Origin of the sequence: Bradyrhizobium ivorense, assembly GCF_900696085.1 — a bacterium.
In the GTDB taxonomy this organism is placed as follows: Bacteria; Pseudomonadota; Alphaproteobacteria; order Rhizobiales; family Xanthobacteraceae; genus Bradyrhizobium; species Bradyrhizobium ivorense.
This window is the reverse complement of sequence record NZ_CAADFC020000004.1, coordinates 620,502-644,067: the sequence shown is the minus strand read 5'-3', so window position 1 is coordinate 644,067 and position 23,566 is coordinate 620,502. Positions and strand designations below refer to the sequence as shown.

19 protein-coding genes are annotated in these 23,566 nt (G+C 65.0%); 13 read left to right on the top strand and 6 right to left on the bottom strand.

The window, feature by feature from the left end:
* The first annotated feature begins 171 nt into the window (after positions 1-171).
* Positions 172-1,596 (top strand): UdgX family uracil-DNA binding protein, encoded by a 1,425-nt coding sequence (locus tag CI41S_RS03810; RefSeq protein WP_139857493.1) that lies wholly within the window; start codon positions 172-174, stop codon positions 1,594-1,596.
* A gap of 495 nt (positions 1,597-2,091) precedes the next feature.
* Positions 2,092-3,720 carry an inorganic phosphate transporter gene (locus CI41S_RS03805; RefSeq protein ID WP_139857492.1) on the top strand — a complete coding sequence of 543 codons (1,629 nt, stop codon included), beginning with the start codon at positions 2,092-2,094 and terminating at the stop codon, positions 3,718-3,720.
* Between the two features lie 230 nt (positions 3,721-3,950).
* Here the strand turns inward: CI41S_RS03805 and CI41S_RS03800 are convergent, their stop codons facing one another.
* Positions 3,951-5,123 carry a M20 aminoacylase family protein gene (locus CI41S_RS03800; RefSeq protein WP_139857491.1) on the bottom strand — a complete coding sequence of 391 codons (1,173 nt, stop codon included), beginning with the start codon at positions 5,121-5,123 and terminating at the stop codon, positions 3,951-3,953.
* Positions 5,124-5,612: 489 nt separating this feature from the next.
* On the opposite strand from CI41S_RS03800, the gene CI41S_RS03795 reads away from it, so the two are divergent.
* The 4 genes from CI41S_RS03795 (at position 5,613) to CI41S_RS03780 (ending at position 9,414) form a co-directional block, all read left to right on the top strand.
* Positions 5,613-6,143 (top strand): MaoC family dehydratase, encoded by a 531-nt coding sequence (locus tag CI41S_RS03795; RefSeq protein WP_139857490.1) that lies wholly within the window; start codon positions 5,613-5,615, stop codon positions 6,141-6,143.
* Positions 6,144-6,154: 11 nt separating this feature from the next.
* Positions 6,155-6,595, top strand: coding sequence for a MaoC family dehydratase (locus CI41S_RS03790; protein WP_139857489.1), 441 nt, complete (start codon positions 6,155-6,157; stop codon positions 6,593-6,595).
* A 302-nt stretch (positions 6,596-6,897) separates the two neighbouring features.
* Entirely contained in the window at positions 6,898-8,517 is a 1,620-nt protein-coding gene (locus tag CI41S_RS03785; RefSeq protein ID WP_139857488.1) for a GMC family oxidoreductase, read from the top strand.
* 6 nt (positions 8,518-8,523) lie between these two features.
* The gene (locus tag CI41S_RS03780) at positions 8,524-9,414 is read left to right on the top strand and encodes an alpha/beta fold hydrolase (protein WP_139857487.1); all 891 of its coding nucleotides are present in this window, start codon (positions 8,524-8,526) and stop codon (positions 9,412-9,414) included.
* A 373-nt stretch (positions 9,415-9,787) separates the two neighbouring features.
* Here CI41S_RS03780 and CI41S_RS03775 read toward each other — a convergent pair whose 3' ends face one another.
* Positions 9,788-10,195: a GFA family protein gene (locus CI41S_RS03775; protein ID WP_139857486.1), complete on the bottom strand. Its 408-nt coding sequence runs from the start codon at positions 10,193-10,195 to the stop codon at positions 9,788-9,790.
* A 227-nt stretch (positions 10,196-10,422) separates the two neighbouring features.
* On the opposite strand from CI41S_RS03775, the gene CI41S_RS03770 reads away from it, so the two are divergent.
* From CI41S_RS03770 to CI41S_RS03755, 4 genes are all read left to right on the top strand, one after another.
* Complete coding sequence (locus tag CI41S_RS03770; RefSeq protein WP_139857485.1) at positions 10,423-11,373, top strand: metallophosphoesterase family protein; 951 nt, start codon at positions 10,423-10,425, stop codon at positions 11,371-11,373.
* Between the two features lie 14 nt (positions 11,374-11,387).
* On the top strand, positions 11,388-11,711 hold the full coding sequence (locus CI41S_RS03765) for a cupredoxin domain-containing protein (RefSeq protein WP_139857484.1): 324 nt from the start codon (positions 11,388-11,390) through the stop codon (positions 11,709-11,711).
* A gap of 94 nt (positions 11,712-11,805) precedes the next feature.
* Positions 11,806-12,363, top strand: coding sequence for a sigma-70 family RNA polymerase sigma factor (locus CI41S_RS03760; protein WP_139857483.1), 558 nt, complete (start codon positions 11,806-11,808; stop codon positions 12,361-12,363).
* Positions 12,360-13,142, top strand: a complete 783-nt coding sequence (locus tag CI41S_RS03755; RefSeq protein ID WP_139857482.1) for an anti-sigma factor family protein — start codon at positions 12,360-12,362, stop codon at positions 13,140-13,142. The genes CI41S_RS03760 and CI41S_RS03755 overlap by 4 nt, the downstream gene beginning before the upstream one ends.
* A gap of 123 nt (positions 13,143-13,265) precedes the next feature.
* On the opposite strand, the gene hpnO is transcribed toward CI41S_RS03755, so the two are convergent.
* Complete coding sequence (gene hpnO, locus CI41S_RS03750; RefSeq protein ID WP_139857481.1) at positions 13,266-14,657, bottom strand: aminobacteriohopanetriol synthase HpnO; 1,392 nt, start codon at positions 14,655-14,657, stop codon at positions 13,266-13,268.
* Positions 14,658-14,759: 102 nt separating this feature from the next.
* On the opposite strand from hpnO, the gene CI41S_RS03745 reads away from it, so the two are divergent.
* Positions 14,760-15,395: a DUF2147 domain-containing protein gene (locus CI41S_RS03745; RefSeq protein WP_139481961.1), complete on the top strand. Its 636-nt coding sequence runs from the start codon at positions 14,760-14,762 to the stop codon at positions 15,393-15,395.
* Between the two features lie 76 nt (positions 15,396-15,471).
* Here CI41S_RS03745 and hpnN read toward each other — a convergent pair whose 3' ends face one another.
* Positions 15,472-18,087 carry a hopanoid transporter HpnN gene (gene hpnN, locus CI41S_RS03740; protein ID WP_139857480.1) on the bottom strand — a complete coding sequence of 872 codons (2,616 nt, stop codon included), beginning with the start codon at positions 18,085-18,087 and terminating at the stop codon, positions 15,472-15,474.
* 453 nt (positions 18,088-18,540) lie between these two features.
* On the opposite strand from hpnN, the gene ispH reads away from it, so the two are divergent.
* Together ispH and hpnH are read left to right on the top strand one after the other, a co-directional pair.
* Entirely contained in the window at positions 18,541-19,467 is a 927-nt protein-coding gene (gene ispH, locus CI41S_RS03735) for a 4-hydroxy-3-methylbut-2-enyl diphosphate reductase (protein WP_139857479.1), read from the top strand.
* Positions 19,468-19,508: 41 nt separating this feature from the next.
* Complete coding sequence (gene hpnH, locus CI41S_RS03730; protein WP_139481964.1) at positions 19,509-20,675, top strand: adenosyl-hopene transferase HpnH; 1,167 nt, start codon at positions 19,509-19,511, stop codon at positions 20,673-20,675.
* A 108-nt stretch (positions 20,676-20,783) separates the two neighbouring features.
* On the opposite strand, the gene CI41S_RS03725 is transcribed toward hpnH, so the two are convergent.
* Positions 20,784-21,518, bottom strand: a complete 735-nt coding sequence (locus tag CI41S_RS03725; protein WP_371815022.1) for a phosphorylase — start codon at positions 21,516-21,518, stop codon at positions 20,784-20,786.
* Positions 21,515-23,509 (bottom strand): squalene--hopene cyclase, encoded by a 1,995-nt coding sequence (shc, locus tag CI41S_RS03720; protein ID WP_139857478.1) that lies wholly within the window; start codon positions 23,507-23,509, stop codon positions 21,515-21,517. Before shc ends, CI41S_RS03725 begins: the two co-directional genes overlap by 4 nt.
* Positions 23,510-23,566 lie beyond the last annotated feature (57 nt).

Below are 23,566 nucleotides of genomic sequence, written 5' to 3'. Positions count from 1 at the left end.
TGTTCTAATATAAAGCTAACAGGGCCGGCGGAGTCAACCGGATTGGTGGGCTCTCCGATTCATCAGCGGAATCAAGGGGATTCAGGACTGATCCGAACCGGACGCAGTGCCCCCGCGGCATCGGACGCGCGGGCGCTCGAAACGACGGCGTGACGACAACGGAGCAATTGCATGCGCATCATCACGCTCGACAGCGACACCGATTTCGAGGGCTGGCGCAAGGCCGCGCGACGCCTGGCGGTGAATGAGGTGAAGCCATCCGACGTCACGTGGACGGTGCGCGGTGCGGCCGGATCGTGTGCGGCATTCGGCGTCGACGATCTGCCCGATGCGCCGCAAGCGTTCAACGTGCCCGCCACCTTCGTCGAGCTGGCACGGACCGCGATCCTGCATCAAAGCGGCGAGCGCTTCGCCCTGCTCTATCGCCTGCTGTGGCGGCTGCGTAGCCATCATGATCTGCTCGGCGCGACCACCGATCCTGATGTCGCCGAGGCCAACGCGATGGCGCGCGCGGTCTACCGCGACATCGACAGGATGCACGCGCGGCTCCGCTTCCGCGAGATCGGCCGCGAGCAGAACGCGCATTACGTCGCCTGGTTCGAGCCCGAGCATCACATCGTCGAATGCGCCGCGCCGTTCTTCGCCAGCCGCTTCGCCGACATGCCGTGGTCGATCCTCACCCCCGACGTGTCGGCGCATTGGGATGGCCATGCGATCTCGATCACGTCAGGCATCGACAAGGCCGAAGTGCCGAGCGAGGACAAGCTCGAGGAAGCCTGGCGACGGCATGGCAGCGGCCTGTTCAATCCGGCGCGACTGAAACTGATGGAGGCACCGCAGGCCTATTGGAGGAACCTGCCTGAGGATTCGATCATTAGGCCTCTGATCGAAGACGCGATGCGGATGACCAGCGGCTCCTTCATCGCCCGCAAGGCAACCGAGCCGCGTCAGCCCGAGCAACGGCAAGATGCGCCGATGGCGAGACGAGAGGCCCACGACACGCTTGCGGCGCTACGCCAGGAGGCCGCCGATTGCCGCGCCTGTCCGCTGTGGAAAGACGCGACCCAGACCGTGTTCGGCGAGGGCCGGCAGACCGCGTCGATGATGCTGGTCGGCGAGCAGCCCGGCGACAAGGAAGATCTCGCCGGAAAACCCTTCGTCGGCCCGGCCGGACTGATGCTCGATCGCGCGCTGGAGGAGGCCGGCATCGATCGCCGCAAAGTCTATGTCACCAACGCGGTAAAGCATTTCAAATTCGTGCCGCGCGGAAAAATCCGGCTGCACCAGAAGCCGAACACGCCGGAGATCCGCGCCTGCCGGCAATGGTACGAACGCGAGCTCGCCGCCATCAAGCCCGACCTCGTGGTGGCGCTCGGCGCCACTGCGGCGCAAAGCGTGCTGGGCAAGATCACGCCGATCAACAAAAACCGCGGCCGTCCGATCGAGCACGATGGAACCAAGGTGCTCGTGACCGTGCACCCCTCCTATTTGCTAAGACTGCCGGATGAGGAGGCCAAGGCGCGGGAGTATCAGCGTTTTATAGACGATCTAAAAATCGCGGCGGGCCTGCTGCGCCGCGCGGCGCACGCCGCGTGACATGCAACCGTATGGAATCCCTGCGGAACGACGTTTGCGCAAGGCTATTGGTGAGAATGTTATAAAGACTCACAAACCACTACAACCTTTAATTGATCTGTGCTACGATAGCATTTCCAAGGATCGGGCGTCATGTTCACGCCATGACGTTCCCTGAGGTTCGCGCGCCGCACGGCTCGACTAGCCCCAGCTGCGCGGCGCGCGACCTCGCTTCCGCCCCCTCCCCGCGATGCCACCGTTTCCCGCCACGGGCGCGATCTGCGCCGATGGCGGCGCGTGTTTCATGGCAATAGTCATGACGTGATGCGGCGCGTGCGGCCACGACGCTCGTACTGTGCGAGCGATATCAAGGGGAAGCACGAAGATTCAGCGCATCGCGCGCGGTGCCCGCCCAGATGCCTGCTGCAGCTGCACAAATCAACGTTGCTACTGTCATCTAACCTTCAACTCCCTCAGTCAAAACTGGGCCTCACACTGTATGTGAGGGGCGTCAGAATGACCGATATTACAGCCAATTCTTCGATGGCCGACGGAGCGCCGATCCAACCGGCGTCACGGCCCAATCTCGACAAGGGTTTTAACCCGCTCACCATGATCATCTTCTTCGGCATCCTTGCCGCGGGGCTCTTGTACGTTGCCTACAGCATCTACGCCGACGTCGATGCCACCGGCACCAGGGTCACCTCCTACCTGCCCTACATTCTGCTGCTCGTTGCGCTGCTGATCGCGCTCGGCTTCGAGTTCGTCAACGGCTTCCACGACACCGCCAACGCGGTGGCCACCGTGATCTACACCCACTCGCTGCCGGCGGAAGCCGCGGTGATGTGGTCCGGCCTGTTCAACTTCCTCGGCGTGTTGACCTCGAGCGGCGCGGTGGCGTTCGGCGTCGTCTCGCTGCTGCCGGTGGAATTGATCCTGCAGGTCGGCTCCAGCGCTGGCTTCGCCATGGTGTTCGCGCTGTTGATCGCCGCGATCCTGTGGAATCTCGGCACGTGGTATTTCGGCCTGCCGGCCTCCTCCTCCCACACGCTGATCGGCTCGATCATCGGCGTCGGCGTCGCCAACGCGCTGCTGCGCGGCCGCGACGGCACCTCGGGCGTGGACTGGGGCAAGGCCACCGAGATCGGCTACGCGCTGCTGCTGTCGCCGCTGGTCGGCTTCATCTGCGCCGCCGTACTGCTGCTGCTGCTCAAGATGATCGTCAAGAACCCGGCGCTGTATGCAGCTCCCGAGGGGCACAAGGCGCCGCCGCTCTGGATCCGCGGCCTCTTGATCCTGACCTGCACCGGCGTCAGCTTCGCCCACGGCTCCAACGACGGCCAGAAGGGCATGGGCCTGATCATGCTGATCCTGATCGGCACCGTGCCGACCGCCTACGCGCTGAACCGCGCGCTTCCGGACAGCCAGGTGGTCAAGTTCCAGCAGACCTCGGAGGCCGCCTCCAAGGTGATCGCGACCAAGGGCGCCGGCCACAACATCATCGGCGATCCCCGTCCCGCGGTGACGCAGTACGTCTCCTCGCACCACATCAGCGAAGGCACCTATCCCTCGCTGTCGGTGCTCGTGAAGGACATCGGCGACCAAGTGCAGAAGTACGGCTCGCTCAACAAGGTGCCGTCGGAAGCCGTCGGCAACACCCGTAACGACATGTACCTGACCTCGGAAGCGATCCGCTTCCTAATGAAGGACAAGGAAAACGATCTCAACAAGGAAGAGGTCGCGACCCTGAACGCCTACAAGGCCTCGCTCGACAGCGCCACCAAGTTCATCCCGACCTGGGTGAAGGTTGCGGTCGCGATCGCGCTCGGCCTCGGCACCATGATCGGCTGGAAGCGCATCGTCGTCACCGTCGGCGAGAAGATCGGCAAGACCCACCTGACCTACGCGCAGGGTGCCTCGGCCGAGCTGGTCGCCGCCGCCACCATCGGCGCCGCCGACGTGTTCGGCCTGCCGGTCTCCACCACCCACGTGCTGTCGTCGGGCGTCGCCGGTGCGATGGCGGCCAACGGCTCCGGCCTGCAGGTTGCCACCATCCGCAACATGGTGATGGCCTGGGTGCTGACCCTGCCCGCCGCGATCCTGCTGTCCGGCGTGCTCTACGTGATCTTCGCCCGGGTGTTCTGATCCCGCGCGAGCCACGCGGCTCACAGATGCAAAGGCCCGCGCCACCGGCGCGGGCCTTTTGCTTTGGGCAACATCGAGCCACACTGTCATTGCGAGGCGCGGTAGCGACGAAGCAATCCATCCTTCCGCAAGCGCGGAGCAATGGATTGCTTCGCGGAGCCTGTCATCGGGCGGCGCTACGCGCCGACCCGTCGGCTCGCAATGACGGTTGGGAGGGCAGCACCGAGCCCTCACGCCGCCAGCGCGTTCTCGACGATCTTGACGAAATACGAGGTGCCGAACACGATCGCCTCGTCGTTGAAATTGTAGGCGGGGTGGTGCAGGCCGGCGCTGTCGCCGTTGCCGCAGAAGATGAAGGCGCCGGGGCGCGCTTCCAGCATGTAGGAGAAATCCTCCGCGCCCATCAGCGGCGGCATCTCGTGCACATTGCTCGCGCCCGCGACCTCGCGCGCGATGCGCGAGGCGAACTCGGTCTGCGCATCGTGATTGACGGTGACGGGATAGCCGTGCTCGTAGGTGAGATCGATCCTGGCGCCGGTCATCCTGGCGACGCCGTCGACCACCTCGCGTACCCGCTTCTCGACGAGATCGCGGACCTCCTTGGTCAGCGTGCGCACGGTGCCGCGCAGCTCCGCGGTCTGCGGGATCACGTTGCGGGCGTTGCCGGCGTGGAATTCGCACATCGAGATGACGGCGGAATCCAGCGGATCGATGGTGCGCGCAACGATCTGCTGCAGCGCGGTGATGAGCTGGGCACCGACCAGCACGGAATCGATGCATTTGTGCGGCCGCGCGGCGTGGCCGCCGTGCCCTTCGATCTTGATGTCGATCGCATCGGTCGCGGCCATGATCGGGCCGGAGCGGATCGCGAACGAGCCGATCGGAATTCCCGGGCCGTTGTGCATGCCGTAGACCTGCTCGATGCCGAAGCGGTCCATCAGGCCGTCCTTGATCATGGCCGCGGCACCGGCGCCGCCCTCCTCGGCCGGCTGGAAGATCACGACGGCGTCGCCGGCGAAATTGCGTGTCTCGGCGAGATAGCGCGCCGCGCCGAGCAGCATCGCGGTGTGGCCGTCATGGCCGCAGGCGTGCATCTTGCCCGGCGTCTTCGACGCATACGGCAGGTTCGTCTGCTCCTCGATCGGCAGCGCATCCATGTCGGCGCGCAGACCGATCACCTTGACGTCGCCCTTGGCGGGCCCCTTTTTGCCTTTGATGACCCCGACCACGCCGGTCCTGCCGAGGCCGGTCGCGACCTCGTCGCAGCCGAACTCCCGCAAGCGGTCGGCCACGAATGATGCAGTGCGGTGCACATCGTAGAGCAGCTCGGGATTTTCATGGATGTCGCGGCGCCAGGCCTGGATATCGGGTTGCAGATCGGCGACGCGGTTGACGATGGGCATGTGAATTCGAACCTCGGGGTTGGACGGCAGTACCCTGTCTAGCATGCAAGAGCCGGTCCACCCAACAGGCGGCGGCATGCCTCTGGCTCGGGCCCGTATTCGCGAAATGCGATGAAGCGGCCCGCAAGATCGGGGATTCGCGTCGGCAACGCGATCCGGGTCACAGCCGCCGTCAGCCGCATTGCCTCCATGGCCGCGCCGATCTGACACCCGTCGCCAAAATGCCGAAAAACAACCCCATGCAAAGTAGCCGGCGGCCGGCGCTCGGACCCGGCGACTGTCCGTAGCCGCCGCTGTCCGTAGCCGCCGCTTGACACGTCGGGCAACTCAGGGGTACTATTCCAATATTCCGAAATCATGCAAACGCCCTTCACCCCGGGGCAGTTTCGCATGTCATACCTAACCCGAAATCATCTGACTGCGGATATGCCGCGCGGTGCGCCGCAGCGGCAGCAGATATTTGTCCGCACGCCGGCAGGAGGAAACACGATGGCGCAATCCGAAGGTTCTGCGGCCGCACCATTCGAGACCGACTTCTGGAAGGACGCGAAGCTGCGCAAGATGTGGGACGAGATCGTTCCCGGCGAGCCGCGCAAGACGCTGCCTTACAGGCTGACGCAGGAGGCCATCGCGCTGTATTGCCGCGCGGTCGGCGAGACCAACCCGCTCTATCTCGACGAAGCCGCCGCCAAGGCCGGGCCCTATGGCGGGCTGATCGCGCCGCCCGCGATCCACATCCTCCTGATGTTCGCCTGCACGCCGCCCGCGATCCACATCCTCCTGATGTTCGCCTGCACGCCGGCCGACGACTGGATGCGCTCGCCCGGCACCGTCAATGCCGGCCAGTCCTGGAGCTACAACATCCCCGCCCGCCCCGGCGACACCATCACCTTGCAGGCCCGCGCACTCGACAAGTTCATCAAGCGCGAGCGGCTGTTCGTGGTGCACGACAACGTCTTCTTCAACCAGCACGGCGACGTGATCTGCTCGGGTCGCGGCCAGACCATCCGTCCGATGTGAGGAGGTTCACGATGACCCCAGCGAATTTCGATACCCTCAAGGCCGGCGACAGCATCGAGGGCCCGGCATTTGCCGTGTCGCGCGAATCGATCCGCCTGTTCTGCGATGCCTCGCTCGACTACAACCCGCTGCATCTCGACGACGACTATATGAAGGGCGATTTCGGCAAGACCAATTTCGGCGGCATCATCATGCACGGCATGAACAATTTTGGCCTGATCACGCGCATGCTGACCGACTGGGCAACGCCCGCGGGCGCAATCCATCGCCGGCTGGAGACGCGCTGGCTGAAACCGGTGAAGCCCGGCGACACCATCCGCCCCGCCGGGACCATCAAGGCCAAGCAGACCACAGCAAAATCGCGCTGGGTCGTGGTCGACGTCGCCGTGCAGAACCAGCGCGGCGAGACGGTGGCGGCGGGTGAAGCGATGCTGGAGTTTCCGGTGAAGTAGACCTCGCGCCGCAGGCTCGCACTTCGCCTCTCCCCGCCTGCGGGGAGAGGCCGGAACGCATCGTCAGATGCATTCCGGGTGAGGGGGAGCCTCCGCAAGAGCAGCTATCACCATTGATGCGGAGACAGCCCCTCACCCCAACCCTCTCCCCGCATCCGCCTTCGCCCGAAGGCGGGCTTCGGCGAGACAAGAGAACGGGGCGAGGGAGCGCAGTACCGTCGCGTTCGTCGGCCGGGCTTGTCTCGACCGGCCGCGTCTGACTAATAGTCATCCAACAACAAACGTTTGCCGGGAATGAGGACATGCCGCGAAGGCTCGAGGGTGATTACGACTACATTATCGTCGGCGCGGGCACGGCGGGCTGCATCATGGCCAACCGCCTGTCGGCCGATCCGACCAAGCGGGTGCTACTGCTGGAAGCCGGCGGCAACGACAACTGGATCTGGTTTCACATCCCGGTCGGCTATCTCTTTGCGATCGGCAATCCGCGCTCGGACTGGATGTTCAAGACCGAGGCCGAGCCCGGCCTCAACGGCCGCGCGCTGAGCTATCCGCGCGGCAAGGTGATCGGCGGCTCGTCGGCGATCAACGCCATGATCTCGATGCGCGGACAGGCCGCGGATTACGATCACTGGCGGCAGCTCGGCCTTGCCGGCTGGAGCTACAGCGACGTGCTGCCGGCGTTCAAGCGGCTGGAGGATCATTTCCTTGGCGCGAGCGAGCACCACGGTGTCGGCGGCGGCTGGCGCATCGAGGCGCCGCGGCTGTCGTGGCAGATTCTGGACGCGGTCGGCGATGCCGCGGAGGAGATGGGCATCAAGCGGATTGCCGACTTCAACACCGGCGACAACGAAGGCACCAGCTATTTCCACGTCAACCAGAAGCGCGGCCGGCGCTGGTCGTCGGCGCGCGGCTTCCTCAAGCCGGTCTTAAACCGCCATAATTTGCGGCTCGAGACCAACGTGCTGGTCGACCGCCTGGTGATCGAGAGCGGCCGCGCCGCCGGCGTCCAGTTCCGCCAGGGCGACGAGACGATCGAGGCGCGCGCCGGGGGTGAAGTGATTCTCTGCGCCGGCTCGATCGGCACCACCCAGGTGCTGCAGCGTTCCGGCATCGGCCCCTCGGAATGGCTGTCGCCGCTCGGCATCGACATCGTGGTCGATGTGCAGGGCATCGGCCGCAATCTGCAGGACCATCTGCAGCAGCGCGCGATCTACAAGGTGAGCGGCGTGCGCACGCTGAACGAGACCTATTACAATCTGTTCCGCCGCGGCCTGATGGGGCTCGACTATGCGGTGCGCCGCCGCGGGCCGCTGACCATGGCGCCGTCGCAGCTCGGCATCTTCACCCGCTCCGATCCGACGCGCTCGCGCGCCAACATCCAGTTTCACGTGCAGCCGTTGTCGCTCGACAAGTTCGGCGATCCCCTGCACCGCTTCCCCGCGATCACGGTCAGCGCCTGCAATCTGCAGCCGACCTCGCGCGGCACGGTGCGGATCCGCTCGGCCGCTGTGGACGACAAGCCGGCGATCGCGCCGAACTATCTGTCGACCGAGGACGACCGCCAGGTCGCGGCCGACGCGATCCGCACCACGAGAAAACTGATGAAGCAGAAGGCGCTGGAAAAATATCAACCGGAGGAATTTTTGCCCGGCCCGTCGGTTGGCGACGACGACACATCGCTGGCGAAGGCCGCCGGCGACATCGGCACCACGATCTTCCACCCCGTCGGCACCGCGAAGATGGGTACGGCCAACGATCCCTTGGCCGTGGTCGACGAGCGCCTGCGCTTCTACGGCCTGCACGGCCTGCGTATCGCCGATGCCTCCGTGATGCCGACCATCACCTCGGGCAACACCAACACGCCGACCGCGATGATCGCCGAAAAGGGCGCCGCGATGATCTTGCAGGATGCGCGATAGCAAGCGATGACGCAGGCGCAACGCATCTTCGTTGGTGACACCGACGCGCCGGTCGCGCTGGCGCGATGGGGCGAGCCCGGCAGGCCGCCAGCACTGCTGCTGCACGGCACGGGGTTTGTGGCCGAGGTCTGGACCGAGGTGGCGGAGGCATTGGCCGCCGATCACACGGTCTATGCAGTCGACCGCCGCGGCCACGGCCTGAGCCACAAGCCTCCGGCCGATCGCTACCACTTCCGGGATTTCGCCGACGACCTCCGCACGGTGGTCGAGCAGCTCGACCTGCGCGACATCTACGGCATCGGCCACAGCGCCGGCGCCACCGACCTGTTGCTGGCGACGAAGCTGATGCCGGACCGCTTTGCGCGGCTGTTCGTGATGGAGCCGACGGTGATGGACCCGCACACGCCGCGCCCCGGCGGCCTGAGCGAGATGTCGGCGGCGTCGGTGCAGGGCGCGATGCGCCGCCGCGCCGAGTTCGACAGCGCCGACGCGTTGTTCCAGCGGCTTTGCGCCGCCCCCGCGTTTGCGCCGTGGACCGAGCGGTCGCTGTGGGCCTATGTCAACAACGGTTTTGCAAAACTCGACGACGGCCGCATGCGGCTACGCTGCACGCCGGAGATCGAGTCCGCGCTGCTGCTGCCGATCGTCGAGGCGATGGAGCAGGTCTATGCCGGCGACGGCCGCGGCAATCCGTTTTCGTGGCTATCCGAAATCTCCTGCCCGGTCTGCATCGCGACCGCCGAGCAGTCAGGGCAGGTCTACAAGATCATGGCCGACCGCGCCGCGGCGCTGATGCCGCATGCAAGCCGCATGAGCTTTGATGGCATCGGACATTGCGTCGCGCAGGAGGCGCCCGAGCTGCTGCTCGACGCGCTCCGGGCATTCGCGGCGCGCTGATCGGTGGACCGACGGCAAAGAAAACGCCGTCCCCTTGCGGGGACGGCGGCACGCCACTCACGCAGTACTGGAACCGTTTCTTCGTGCTTGTCGTGATGCCCGGCGTCAGCCGGCCGGCCAAAAAGCCTGCGACGCCAAGCAAGACGGAAATAAAGCGCGCTACCCTTACACCCCGGCGCTGACACTAAGCTGACGGTTGCAAGACAGCCGTGTTGCGGCCAAGCCTGTGGCGCCGGGGCAACGGCCGCCCGGCCGGCCGTCACGCATTCGCGCTAAAGCGCGATGAGATTAGGTTGAATCGTCATCGCGCTTTAGCTCCTTGTTTGAGCATGATCTTTTCGGAAAACCGCTTCACACTTTTCCGGATCATGCTCTAGGCCTGCGGCGGGAAGCGCTCGAAGGTCGGCAGACGGTGCGCATCTTCCATCCAGCGCAGCCGCTCGGCGACCTGGACATGCATGGCGGCCGGCACCGCGTCGGGGTCGTCATAGGTCCCGCTCTGAATATCGATCAGCCCGGGCATGACGTTGTCATTGATGTAGAAAAGCCCGGTGCCGCAGTTTTCGCAAAACTGCCGGCGGCCATGTTCCGAGGACTTGTAGAGCTTGGGCTGGCCCTTGGTCAGCTTGACCGCCTCCTGCGGGTACGTCGCCCATCCGACCATCGGCGCGCCGGCGTGGCGCCGGCAGTCGGTGCAGTGGCACAGCGAATGGACGATGGGTTCCCCCGTCACCTCATATCGAACCGCGCCGCAATGGCAGCCGCCGCTGATATTTCCCATGGTCGCCTCCGCCTGATGCGCGTTTTGCCGGAGCGATAGACCCGGCGGATGGCCGCTGCAACGGCGCAACATGCCGTTGCGTCCACCTGTCGCGCGACCGGCCGCGCGGCCCTCACGAAATCGTCATCGCCGCGCTCAGACCGGCGCAGGCCGACGGGAATAAAGCCCCGGCGCTTCCAATCACGTCTCCGGAAACCCAATCCCTGGGGACCACGGGAGACTATGTCATGAGCGGACACGATCACGACCACCACAACGAGGACAACGGCGTCAGCCGGCGCAAGGTGCTGGAATGCATGACCTGGGCCAGCACCGGCGTGCTCTGGACGATTTCCGGCGGCGTGCCGCGCTCGCTCGGCATCGTCGGCTCGGCCGCCGCCGCCGAACCCGCCGGCATGACCTTCCTGCAGATCAGCGACAGCCATGTCGGCTTCGACAAGCCGGCCAATCCGAACGCGATCGGCACGCTGGAAGAAGCCATCAACCAGGTCCGCGGCATACCGGCAAAACCGTCGTTCATGATCCACACCGGCGACATCACGCATTTGTCGAAGGCCAAGGAGTTCGACGACGCCGACCGCATCATCTCGCAGGCCAAGCTCGACGTGCATTACGTGCCGGGCGAGCACGACATCATCGACGAGGAGGTCAAGCTCTACAAGGAGCGTTACGGCAAGGGCACCAAGGGCGCCGGCTGGTATTCGTTCGATGCCGGCGGCGTGCACTTCATCGGCCTCGTCAATGTCGTCGACCTCAAGGGCGGCGGCCTCGGCAATCTCGGCAATGATCAGCTGGAATGGCTGGAGAACGACCTCAAGGGCCGCTCCAAGTCGACCCCGATCGTGCTGTTCGCCCACATCCCGCTGTGGACGGTGTATCCGCAATGGGGCTGGGGCACCGAGGACGGCGGCCGCGCGCTGGAATACGTCAAGGGGTTCGGCTCGGTCACCGTGCTCAACGGCCACATCCATCAGGTGATGCAGAAGGTCGAGGGCAACGTCACCTTCCACACCGCGCGCTCGACCGCGTTCCCGCAGCCGGCGCCGGGCTCAGCGCCCTCGCCCGGCCCGATGAAAGTGGAGGATGCCAAGCTGCGCAGCATGCTCGGCGTCGCCAGCATCAACTTCAAGCAGGGCACCGAGCGGCTCGCGATCATCGACACGCCGCTGCAGGGCTGAAGGGAAGACGGAAGATGAGTACGATCAGTCGCCGCGACTTCGGCATCGCCGCGGTCGCGACCATGCTCCTGCCTGTGTCCGCGGCCCGCGCCGACGATACCGCGATTCACATCGACAACTTCGTGTTCGAGCCGGCCAAGCTCGACATCAAGACCGGCACCACCGTGACCTGGACCAACCGCGACGACATCCCGCACACCGTGGTGTGCGCGGGCAAATTCCGCTCCAAGACCATGGACACCGACGACAGCTTCTCGTTCACCTTCACCGCGCCCGGCGAGTACAAGTATTTCTGCTCGCTGCATCCGCACATGACAGGCAGCATCAAGGTTGGCTAATTTGGCGAGCCAGGTCATCACACCCCTGCCCGGCCGGTGGGCTCCCGCCCCCGGCCGGGCGCGACCGCCTTCCAAAAACACCGGGCAGGACACGATGGCTGCCAAAGCGTCGGACGAAGATCCCGAAAAGGCGCGGCGCTTTCGCGAGGCCGCGCTGCCCTACCTCGACGACGCCTATACGCTGGCGCGCTATCTGCTGCGCGACGCCGCCGACGCCGAGGATGCGGTGCAGGAATGTTACCTGCGGGCCTACAAGCATTTCGACAGCTACCGGGGACCGGCGATGAAGCCGTGGCTGTTCGCGATCCTGCGCAATGTCTGCCGCGCCGAATATGCGCGGCGTAAGTCCGCGCCCGCCCCGGTCGAGGAGCTACCCGAGAGCGCCGAGCAGGCGCCGATGTGGAATGAGCCGGCCGAGACGCCGGAGCGCCAGCTGCTGCGCCGCTTCGACGGCGACACCGTGCGCCGGCTGATCGCAGCGCTCGCCGAGCCGTTTCGCGAAACCTTCGTGCTCAGGGAAATCCAGCATCTTTCATACCGCGAGATCGCCGATGTCGCCGCGGTGCCGGTCGGCACCGTGATGTCCCGCCTCGCGCGCGCCCGCGCCATGCTGCGATCAGCCTGGCTCGCGGAACAGGAGCAAGCGAAATGACATGCGAGGAAGCCGAAGTGCTGCTTCACGCGCTGATCGACGGCGAACTCGACGCCGGCCATGCGCGCGAGGTGGAGGCGCATATCGCGGGCTGCGCGCACTGCGCCGCCCTGATGCAGGAGTATCAGGAGATTCGACAGGCCATGGCCGAGAGCGACGTGCAATACAAGGCGCCGCTCGAGCTGCGCCGCCGCATCGAACAGGCGCTGCCGCAGCCGCAAGTGCAGGCCAACGTGCAGCCGCTGCCGAGCCGGCGCGCGGTGCTGCGCGGCTTTGCGATGGGCTCCGCGGTCTCGGCGATCGCCGCGACCGGCCTGGTTGCGATCGTGCTGCGCAACGACGACGCGCAGCGCATCGAGGCCGAGATGGTGTCGGCGCATCTGCGCTCGCTGCAGGCCGGCCACCTCACCGACGTGATCTCGACCGATCAGCACACGGTGAAGCCGTGGTTCAACGGCAAGCTCGACGTCTCGCCGCCGGTGATCGACCTCACCGCGCAGGGCTTTACCCTGATCGGCGGCCGGCTCGATTACGTCGACGCCCGCGCCATCGGTGCCGTGGTCTACCGGCGGCGCCAGCATGTGATCAATTTGTTCGTGGCGCAGACCGCAAACACCGAGCGGCGCGCGGCGCAGACCGCGACCTTGCAGGGCTTCAACATCCGCCGCTGGAGCGACCGCGGCCTGAACTACTGGGCGGTCAGCGATCTCGGCGCCGACGAGCTCGCCGAATTCGGCGAGAAGTTCGAAGGCGCGATGCGCGCCAACAAGGAGGGGTGATCTTGTAGCCCGGATGAAGCGCAGCGTAATCCGGGGCCAGCCGATCCGCGGGGAAACTTTCCCGGATTGCGCTTCGCTTCATCCGGGCTACGCATCTTGCGACGACGGATGAAGGAGCGCGGCTTACGCCGACTTGCGTACCGCGTTGTCGACCAGGGTCTTGCCGAGCGACCAGATCGCGCCGGGGACCTTGTGGCTGCCGGCGATCACCTCGTCGAACGCCTTCTCGATCCAGGCGCAGTCGTCTTCGGTGATCGTGAGCGGCGGCAGCAGCTTGATGGTGTGGAGGCCGTGGCCGGCGACCTGGGTCAGGATCTTGTGATCCTTGAACAGCGGCACCGTGATGAGCTGGCAGAACAGGCCCTTGTTGGCGGTCTCCAAGAGATTCCACGACGCCTTCAGCCGCAGCGATTTCGGCGGGCCGAACTCGACGCCGATCATCAGGCCCTTGCCGCGGACTTCCTTCATCAGCTCGTAGCCCGGCACCATGCGGGTGAGCGCGAGACGCAACTCGGCGCCGCGCTTGGCGGCCTGCTCGACCAGCTTCTCGTGCTTGATCACGTCGAGCGTGGCGATGCCGGCGGCCATCGCGAGATCGTTCTTGCCGAACGTCGAGCCGTGCACGACGGCGCGGTCCATCTGGTTGAAGATCTTGTCGAAGATGTGCTTGCGCGTCAGCAGCGCGCCGATCGGAACGTGGCCGCCGGACAGCGCCTTGGCGAGCAGCACCATGTCGGGCTCGATGCCCCAATGCTCGACCGCGAGAAATTTTCCGGTGCGGCCGATGCCGGTCTGAATCTCGTCGGCGATGAACAGCGTGCCGTATTTGCGGCACAGCGCCAGCGCGCCGGGCAGGAACTCGTCGGTGGGCAGGTTGACGCCCTTGCCCTGGATCGGCTCGACGATGAAGGCGCCGACCTGGCGCGACGACAGCGCCTTCTCGAGCGCCTCGAGGTCGTTGAAGGGAACGGGGGTGCAGCCGGGCAGCAACGGCTCGAAGCCGCTGCGGAAGTTGGTGTCGTCGGTCAGCGACAGCGCGCCATAGGACAGGCCGTGGAACGAATGCGTGCAGTAGACGATACCGGGACGGCCGGTGGCGGCGCGCGCGAACTTGATCGCGGCCTCGACGGTTTCGGCGCCGGAATTGGCGAAAAACACCTTGTCCAGATATGGGACATGTTCCAAAAGGCGTTCCGCGAGCACGCCGGCGAGCGTGGAGACATCGAGTTGCACGAGATTCGGCAGATCGGCGTCGAGCACACTCTTCAGCGCCTCGCGCAAGGCCGGATGATTCCGGCCAATCGCAAAAACGCCAAATCCACTCAATAGATCGAGATAGCGAGCCCCCTGACGATCATAGAGGTACTGGCCTTGCCCCTTCTGGAAGCCGACGTCGTAGCCGATGGTTTTGAGAACGCGAACGAGCTGTTCGTTGAGGTGTCGCATGTGCATGGCACCGCGCTGCCCCTCTCGCTCCACAAAAATCTCGGAAACGTCTAGATTGGAACTTACCATTCGTTACATACGTCGGTTGATGGCCATTTCGTCAACATAAAACGCTCGATAGCGGCGTTTTGCCCCCCGCTCGGATCGTCGACTTAAGCACAGGTTTGGACCATGTTGCACTGCCCAAGAACTTTCGCGCGCACAATAGCCCTCTCAAGTTTATTTTTGGCCACCGTAGTATCACCGGCACTGGCTGCGGACCCCACTGGCGACTGGAAGGTCGCTGACGGCGTTGCCATCATCCGCGTTGCCCAGTGCAATGGCAACATGTGGGGTGCGGTCTCGTGGGAAAAAACCCCCGGCGGCACCGACAAGAACAATCCCGATCAGGCGAAGCAGACCCGGCCGACGCTCGGCATGCCGATCCTGATCGAGATGAAGAAAAAGCCCGGCGTCGATGCATGGGAAGGTCAGGTCTACAACGCCAAGGACGGCCAGCACTACAGCTCGACCATCAAGCCGGTCGGAACCGATCAGCTCGAGATCCAGGGCTGCGTGCTCGGTTTCCTCTGCGGCGGCGAGACCTGGACGCGCGTCGGCCCGCCGATCCCGGTGAGCGCCGCCGGCAACCCGGCGGCCAATCCAGCTGCAAAGGGTGCAGCGCCCAAATCGACGGCAGCTGCGCCGAAGACCACCGGCACGGCAGCGCCCAAGAGCGCGCAGAAGCAGGGCGCCAACGCCTCAGCTGCCGATATCGGCGATATCTGCCTGCTTCCCGAGATCGCGCATCCGACGCCGACGCGCTAGCTCAAACGACCTAAGGCGCGATGACGATCCAACCCGATCGCATCGCGCTTGAGCGGCCGCAGCGGGCGCCGACGCGTCAGGTGACATCGTCGGCCGTATCGCCCTCCTTTGCGACCTCGCGCGGCTTGCCCATCAGCGCGGGCTGGAACAGCAACACCGCCGCCAGCGTCGTGACGAGCGAGAGCGCCAGCAGCTTGCCCATGCTCGCGGTTCCGGGATGACTGGATAGCCAGAGGCTGCCGAACGCGGTTGCCGTGGTCAGCGCGCTGAAAAAGATCGCGCGGGTCAGGCTCGATTGCAGCAGATTCGTTCTGCCCTGCCGCCATGCCGTGACATAATAGATCTTGAACGCGACGCCGACGCCGAGCAGCAGCGGCAGCGCGACGATGTTGGCGAAGTTGAGCGGCAGGCCGATCAGCACGCAGATCTCCAGCGTGACGATGCCGGCGACCAAGAGCGGCACCAGCGTCAGCAGCACGTCGACCACCCGCCGCAGCGTCAGGTACAGCAGCACGCTGATCGCCACCAGCGCCAGAATGCCGGCGTGGATGAACGCATCCACCACCACATCGCCCGATTTGAGGATCGAGACCGGCCCGCCGATCGCGGTCGGCTCGGCGGCGAGCACCGCGTCGGCGAAGCGGCGCAGGTTGTCGTTGTCGTTCGGGTCGCCCTTCGGCTCGACCTCGACCCGCATCAGGCCGTCCTTGGTCTTCCAGCTCGCGACCAGTTCCGGCGGCAAGTTCTGCAGCGTCACGGTCTGGGCCTGCAGCGTGTTGCGCAGCTGCTCGAACACGATCTTCATCGGCGCAACGAAGATCTCCTGCGCCTTGTCACGGGTCGCCTGGTTCGAATCGGCGAGCTTCTGCAGGTCGTCGGCGAGCCGGCGCGCGGCGACCGCGCCCGGCCCCTTGCCGTCGCCCGCGGTCTTGCGCAGGCTGTCGACCGAGCTCTTCAGCGACTCGATGTTCTCCTGATCGGACGGCGCCGGATCGACCGAATCCGGGTTGAGCGCCGGACCCAGCGTCTTGGCCGCCTGCGCGATCAGCTTCAGCTTGGCCGGCTGGTCCTCCGGCACGAAGCTGTCGAGCGACATCACGCGCGACACTTCCGGCAGCTTCTCGAGCTTGGCCTCGATCTTCCTGGCGTCGGCCTCCGAGTTCGTCATCACGTTGATGGCGTTGGCGCCGGTGTTCGGATCCTTTCTCAGGTCGAGGAAGGTCGCGATCGATTCCGCATGCTTGTTGCGCAGATTGATCGGGTTGAAGTCGAACTTCATGTAGTGGAGCAGCGGCAGGCCCGCGACCGAGACCAGGATGGTGCCGACGATGATCGGGATGCGGTGCTTTTCCAGGAAGTGATCGACCGGCGCCAGGAAGGCGTAGCCGACCGGCTCCTTCTCGCCGGGCGGGTTGAGCAGATCGAGCAGCGCCGGCAGCACCGTGATGCTCGAGATGAACGCCACCACCATGCCGGCGCCGGCGATCTTGCCGAGCTCGGAGATACCCTTGTAGTCGGTCGGCAGGAAGCAGAGGAAGCCGGCGGCGGTCGCCATCGCCGCGAGCGACAGCGGCACCGCGGAGCGGCGCGCCGCGTTCTCCAGCGCCAATGTCAGATTGTCGTTCTTGAAGCGCTCGGAGCGGTAGCGCACGCTGAACTGGATGCCGAAGTCGACGCCGAGGCCGACGAACAGCACGGCGAACGCGATCGAGAGCAGGTTCAGCGATCCGACCATCATCAGACCGACCGCCGTGGTGATGGCGAGGCCGATGAACAGATTGAGGAACACCGCGAAGATGATCTTGCCCGAGTGCAGCGCCATCCAGAGGATGATCAGCACGATCACCACGGTGCCGATGCCGTTGGTGATCGCACCGTCCTGGACGGTGGCGTATTCCTCATTGGCGATCGGCACCGGCCCGGTCAGCCGCACGCGGGCGTGGAAAGCGGTCGGGAAATTCAGGTCGGCCGCGGCCTTGCGGATCGCATCGGTCGCGCCCTTGCCCGGCTCCAGGGCCGAATAGTCGATGATTGGCTTGATCTCGATGAAGGCGCGCTTGTCCGAATCGGTCAGCGGTTTGTCGCTGGTGAGCTCGCGCCAAGAGAACGTCGCGTCGCCCTTGGTGAGGACGCTCTCGACCGTGTCCGAGATCAGGTTGAACGGACGCACGGCATTGTCGAGCTTGACCTGGCCGCGCTTGACGCCGGCAAGGCCGGTCTCGAGTGCACCGGTCAGCCCGCGGATCGAAGGATCGCCCGCCATGATCTCGACCAGCGGAGCCGACTGCTCGAGCTGGGCCGTGGTCTTGGCGACCTCTTCGGTGGGCAGGAACAGCAGGCCGTTCTTCTCGAAGAACTCGCCGGAGCCGAGCGGCGTGATCGACTCGAAATTCTTCTTGTCGCCTTGCAGCCGCTCGGTCAGCGCCTTCGCCGCCGAGCTGGTCAGCTCAGGCGTCTGCGCCTCGACCACCGCCAGGATCAGCCGCTCACGGTCGAATGCTTCCTCGAACTGGTTGTCGCGTTTGCGCCAGTCCAGATCGGCCGAGATCAACTTGTTGATGTCGGTGTTGATCGAGAAGTTGCGCGCCGCGTAGATGCCCGCGCCGATCGAGAGCAGCAGAGAAAAAATGACAACAGGAAGGGCAAAACGCGTACACGTCCGAACAACTGAGACGACAATATTTGTCAGCACTTCTTATCTTTCCAATCTCGGGGAAGCATGGCCGAAAACGCCCGCTCTCTAGCGGAGTTCCCGGGGCCGATCTAATGTTGTTTTGGTCATTCTCCTCGACGGGATGGCGAGGAGGTCCCGGACAACCGACACGGCCGTGAATGGCCGGTATAAACCGCCCCAGAGGGCGATAAAGTGACGAACAAGTGAGGGGGACGGACGGTCGCAGGGGCGACATCCCATACCATAGTACCTCAGACGGCTTCCTGCACGACCCAGCAACATTTCGTAGCACTACCTTTTTGGGGCAAAACCCTGTAGTTCCATGTGCTTGGGGCGTTGGATCAGCCACAGGAACTGTGATGGCACGGATGGTGCAGCTCACGCTGCGGTGTCCGGCCCGGTGAAGTGCGACGCCGAAATGGTCGCAAGCGCGTTGAACGGACTGGTGCAATTTTGCGTAACGGACGTCCTATGGAAGTGTTTCTGGCCCAGCCGCGCGGCTTCTGTGCCGGCGTCGTGCGCGCCATCGAGATCGTCGAACGTGCGCTCGAGAAGTACGGCCCGCCGGTCTATGTCCGCCACGAGATCGTGCACAACAAGTACGTGGTTGAAAGCCTGAAGAAGAAGGGCGCGATCTTTGTCGAGGACCTGTCGGAAGTGCCGGCCAAGGCGGTCACCGTGTTCAGTGCCCATGGCGTGGCGAGGAGCGTCGAGGAGGAGGCTGCCGCGCGCGACCTGCCGGTGCTCAATGCCACCTGCCCGCTCGTCACCAAGGTCCATAATCAAGGCAAGCGCTATATCTCGAAGGGCCGCGCCCTGATCCTGATCGGGCACGCCGGCCACCCCGAGGTCGAGGGAACCATGGGGCAGGTTCCCGGCCCGGTTCTGCTGGTCCAGAGCGTCGAGGACGTGGCGGAACTCACCCTTCCGACCGACACCCCGGTCGCCTATATCACCCAGACGACGTTGTCCGTGGATGACACAAGGGACATAATCGGGGCTCTTCAGGCAAAATTTACAGACATTCAAGGCCCGGACACCCGGGATATCTGCTATGCGACACAGAACCGCCAATCCGCGGTAAGGGACCTGAGCAAACTGGTGGACGTCATATTGGTGGTTGGGGCCGCCAATAGTTCCAACTCAAACAGGCTTCGCGAAATCGGCACCGAGGTCGGCGTCGCGAGTTACCTCATTGCCGATGGGAGCGAGCTCAACCCGGATTGGCTGAAGGATGCGAAGGCTGTCGGCATTACAGCGGGCGCCTCGGCGCCGGAGGTTTTGGTCGACGATGTGATCGAGGCGCTGCGGCGGATCGGACCGGTATCGGTCTCGGTGCTCCCCGGCCGCGAGGAGAATATCGAATTCCGGCTGCCAGCCGAACTGACTGCAGGCTGATCTGAACCCACTTCCGTTAAGTGCAGAAAGAAAATCGTCTAATGGCTATACCGTTCTTCAAGGAAATGCGTATCGGCGGTTATCTGATCAAGCAGAAACTGCTTGGCCGCAAACGCTATCCGCTCGTGCTGATGCTGGAACCCCTGTTCCGTTGCAACCTCGCCTGCGTCGGCTGCGGCAAGATCGACTATCCCGATGCGATCCTCAACCGCCGCATGACCGCGCAGGAATGCTGGGACGCCGCCGATGAATGCGGCGCCCCGATGGTGGCTATCCCCGGCGGCGAGCCGCTGATCCACAAGGAGATCGGCGAGATCGTGCGCGGCCTCGTCGCGCGCAAGAAGTTCGTCTCGCTGTGCACCAACGCGCTGCTGCTCGAGAAGAAGCTCGATCTGTTCGAGCCGTCGCCGTATCTGTTCTTCTCGGTGCATCTCGACGGCCTGAAGGACCATCACGACAAGGCGGTGTCGCAGAAGGGCGTGTTCGATCGCGCCGTCTCCGCGATCAAGGCGGCGAAGGCCCGCGGCTTCACCGTCAACGTCAACGCCACCATCTTCGACGGCCACCCGGCCGAGGAGATCGCAAAATTCCTCGACTTCACCACCGAGCTCGGCGTCGGCGTCTCGATGTCGCCCGGCTATGCCTATGAGCGTGCGCCCGATCAGGAGCACTTCCTCAACCGCACCAAGACCAAGAAGCTGTTCCGCGACGTCTTTGCGCTCGGCAAGGGCAAGAAGTGGAACTTCATGCATTCCGGGCTCTTTTTGGACTTCCTCGCCGGCAACCAGGAATACGAGTGCACGCCGTGGGGCATGCCGGCGCGCAACATCTTCGGCTGGCAGAAGCCCTGCTATCTGCTCGGTGAAGGCTACGCCAAGACCTTCAAGGAGCTGATGGAGACCACCGACTGGGAGACCTACGGCACCGGCAAGTACGAGAAGTGCGCCGACTGCATGGCGCATTGCGGCTACGAGCCGACCGCGGCCACCGCTGCGATCAACAACCCGCTGAAGGCGATGTGGGTGTCGCTGCGCGGCATCAAGACCACCGGCCCGATGGCGCCGGAGATCGACATGTCGAAGCAGCGCCCGGCGCAGTACATCTTCTCGCAGCAGGTGCAGAAGAAGCTCTCGGAAATCCGCCGCGACGAGGCGCTTGCCGCCGAGCAGAAGAAGGCCGCAGCCGCCCAGAAGTCGACGGCCGCGTAAGCCGCGCCGGCAAGCATCCAAATCAAAAAGGCCCGATCGCATCGCGATCGGGCCTTTTGTTTTGAGCTTGTCCTGAGCCTCGGTGAGCAGCTCCGCTGCCCGCGACGGTTATGCCTCGACCGGCACCAGCGCGTCGCTGCCGAGCAGGAAGCCGCGGCAGCCGCGCAGCGAGCGCAGCGCGCGGTTGAAGTCGATGCCGGTCGACACCAGCGCCCGCAGCGTCCGCGGATTGCGCGCGATGCCGCGCAGCACCTTGCGCAGGTCGATGTCGCCGTTCGGCTTCACGGCGGATTTCGCCAGTTCCGGCAGTGCCCGGTGCGCGGGATCGCTGATCACGCGCAGCGCGGCGAACGGAATGCCCGCCCGCGCGGCATAAGCCGCCGCGATGTGGCTCTCCATGTCGACGGCTGCAGCACCCGTCACCGAGCGCAGCGCGGCCTTGCAGGCCTTCGCCGCGATCACCTGCTCCACACCGGCGAGCCCGCCGCGGACGATCCTGCGGCGCTTCAGCGCGGCGCTGGCGATCATCTCCTCGTTCAGCGCGGACGCCGCCAGGAAGCGGGTATCGCCGGCCAGCACCTCGGTCGCGACCACGACATCGCCCGACTTGAGCGACGGATCGAGCCCGCCGGCCACGCCGAACGAAATCACGCCACGGAAAGTTGTAGGGTCCAGCGTCGCCAGCAATGCGCGCAACTGCTGCGGATCGCTGGAACTGCAAATCACGATCATGCCGGGACCTGCCGCGATGCGGGCCTCCTGCACCAATCCAGTCACAATCAACACCGGCCGAGGATCAATTTGACTGCCCACGGTCTCGGCGGCCCCCGCCCCCAAAATCACATCCCGACCCCTACCACCCTGCTATTGGTGCTTCTCAGATTCCGATACCGCGCCAGTGCCCAGAGCGGAAAGAACTTCGAGTAGCCATGATATCGCAAGTAAAACACCCGCGGAAACCCCGTTGCGGTGTATCGCTGCTCGTCCCACAGTCCTTTTTCTGACTGTGTTGCCTTTAGGTACTCCACCCCGCGCACGACCGCCGGATGTTCCACCTCGCCGGCCGCCATCAGACCAAGCAAAGCCCATGCCGTCTGTGAGGAAGTCGAGGGTGCGACCTCATATCCCTTGTAATCCAGCCGGTAGCTGACGGCGTCCTCGCCCCAGCCGCCGTCCTGATTCTGGACCGAGACCAGCCAATCGACCGCTTTGCGAATCATCGGGTCGTTGCGGTCGATCCCCGCGACATTTAGCGCTGAGAGTACCGACCAGGTGCCGTAGATGTAATTCAGGCCCCAGCGGCCGTACCAGGAGCCTTCCGCGAGCTGGGTGCGGCGCAGGTAGGCGACGCCGTCGGCCATCGCCTTGCTGGTCGCGGCGGTCTCGCCGAGCTGGCCCAGCATCGATATGCAGCGCGCGGTGACGTCCTCGGTCGGCGGATCGAGCAGCGCGCCGTGATCCGAGAACGGGATGTTGTTGAGGTAATATTCGAGGTTGTTGACGTCGAACGCGGCCCAGCCGCCGTCGCGGCTCTGCAGCCCCTCGATCCACTCGCGGCCGCGCGCGATCGCCGCGTCATATTCCCCGGTTCCGGTCTGGCGCCGCACCCGGTCCATCGCCATCACCACCACGGCGGTGTCGTCGAGATCGGGATAGTGGTCGTTGTTGTACTGGAACGCCCAGCCGCCGGGGCGGACGTTCGGCGCCTTGACCGCCCAGTCGCCCTTCAGCTCCAGCACCTGTCGCGGCTTCAGCCAGTCGAGCCCTTCCTTGGCCCGGGCGAAGCTGTCGCCGCCCACCTCCTCCAGCGCGTGGCAGGTCAGCGCGGTGTCCCACACCGGCGAGACGCAGGGCTGGCAATAGGCCTCCTGCTCGCGGATCACCAGCAGCTTGTCGAGCCCGCGCCGCGTGGTGGCGCGCGGCGGATAGCTCTCGTCCTTGCCGAGCGCGTCGTACATCATCACGATGTTGGCCATCGGCGGATAGATCGCGCCCATGCCGTCCTCTCCGTTCAGCCGCTCCTCGGTGAAGGCGAGCGCGGCGTCGATGGCGCGCTGGCGCAGGCTTTTCGGGAACATCGGCTCGATCACGCGCAGCACGGCATCGAGCGAGCGGAACAGATAGAACCAGCTCGCGCTCTGGTGCGGCGCCTTCGGCGCCATGCGGACCGATTTCGGATCCTCGAGGAACAGCTCGTCGATGCCGACGCCCTTCGGGTTCTTGGCGCGCGGCTTCAGCGCGGCCAGCACCATCAGCGGCACCATGGTGGTGCGTGCCCAGTACGAGATCTTGTTGATGTGGAACGGCGACCACATCGGCAGCAGCATGATCTCGATCGGCAGCACCGGCGTGGCGCGCCAGCTCACGACGCCATAGAGCGCAAGCAGGAAGCGGGTGAAGACGTTGCTGCCCGCGGCACCGCCGCGCGAGCGGATCGCCTCGCGCGCCCGCACCATGTGCGGCGCGTCGACGGAATCGCCGATCATCTTCAGCGCGAAGTACGACTTCACGCTCGCGCTCATGTCGAACGGGCCGTCATGCACCAGCGGCCAACCGCCGTGCGCGCCCTGCACCCGGCGCAGGTAATTGCCGATCTTGGCCTCGAGCGCGCTGTCGACCGGCTCAGCGAGATAGTGACGCAGCAGGATGTACTCGGCCGGAATGGTGCTGTCGGCCTCGAGCTCGAACACCCAATGTCCGTCGGCCTGGCGATAGCCAAGCAGCGCCTCGGTCGCCTTTGAGATGCTGTTCTGCAGCGCGACCGGATCGACTGACGCGGTGTCGACTGTCGCGACGCGATCAACTGCTGCTACGCTGTGATCTCTCGAAAGCATGTCGCTCGATATCCTCTTCATCGCGGGCCGGCCCTCACGGCCGGCGTCGCTGCAACA